1 protein-coding gene is annotated in these 1194 nt (G+C 38.3%); it reads right to left on the bottom strand.

Translation table 11 applies throughout. The features are described from left to right. Positions 1-98: 98 nt before the first annotated feature. Positions 99-995: a toxin Cry1Ac domain D-VI-related protein gene (locus EKM67_RS10715; RefSeq protein ID WP_125578958.1), complete on the bottom strand. Its 897-nt coding sequence runs from the start codon at positions 993-995 to the stop codon at positions 99-101. Between the last annotated feature and the right edge of the window lie 199 nt (positions 996-1194).

The raw sequence follows: 1194 nt of genomic DNA, 5'->3' as shown, positions 1-1194 counted from the left end.
CAAAGAAAAGTGGTGAATCATAATTCCGTCGAATTATGATTCACCACTAATGTTAGTCAGTTTTATTATAAAAGATTTTGTTTGGGGATACGGCTATTTTATGAATTTATGATCTGCGTGTATAGTTTGTTCCATTTGGTAACGTCTTTATCAAATGAAGCCGGTTCTTTGTCGGTTTCATTAATCAGATACCTTAGATAATTCCTCTGAGCGTTTAAAATTTTAGATGAGAGTTGCCAAAATTTATACAAATTATCGCTAAATCCATCAGGGTAATCGTCTGAACTCCAGTAATTCTCATCACACTCTGCTGCAACATTTTTGAGAACAATTATTTCTTTTTTTATTTTATCCACGTTTGCGTTTGGATCCTTTGACAGTGCGAGTACCTTTTCAGATATTCCGTCAGCTCCGTCAATTCTATCGTGCATTTCTTTGACCATGGATATACTGATCGATTTGTTTTGATTCTGTGCCTTTTTCTTGGAAGTAGATGCAGCAATCTTACTAGATGATTCAGATTGGCTAGCAGCATCACGACTAGATTCGGCTTCTATGTTCTTGCTTGTCTGGTTAGCTTCTGAGCTAGCCTCCTTGCTGGACTTGGCGGCATCGACTTTGTCGGCTTTCATGCTAGCTTTATAGGCCTGACTCGATTCTTTTGATGACTGACTTTTCGCATATGCCGGCCACAACTTGTAAGCGGTCTTGATGTTATCCGCTAGCTTTGATCTTTTGCTGGCAGATAGCGAGTTTACTTCTTTATTTACCGCGTCGATCTCGTCTTTCTCTAAACCGTCACGCAACTCAGTATATCGGACGTCGAATAATGAGTTAACATCTGTGGTGGCGTTTTTTAGTGCCTGATCGGCTTTAGATAACTTAGTGGTCTTTGATGATGATGACTGACCTGATTTATTATTTTCCGTTGAACAGCCAGCGAGCATGACAATACTCAGCCCAATTGTTACTATTGCCCAAAACTTTTTATTCACAAATATTCCTCCAATACTAGAACTAATTCTGGTATACTATATTTTTAGCGAACTTATCTAACTCTTCTGATCAGCAAGGCAGGGAGATTTTCTTAGTTATCAATTACATAGTTTTCCATTGCTTCGCGTACGTTAAATGGATCTGAGTCAAGAATCCGGACACGTTTATGTATAATTTAAGCGACTAATTCTTCCTTTT

Source organism: Lapidilactobacillus mulanensis, assembly GCF_003946215.1.
Classification (GTDB): Bacteria; Bacillota; Bacilli; order Lactobacillales; family Lactobacillaceae; genus Lapidilactobacillus; species Lapidilactobacillus mulanensis.
The sequence above is the reverse complement of the archived record's forward strand: the minus strand, read 5'-3'. Positions and strand labels throughout refer to the sequence as shown.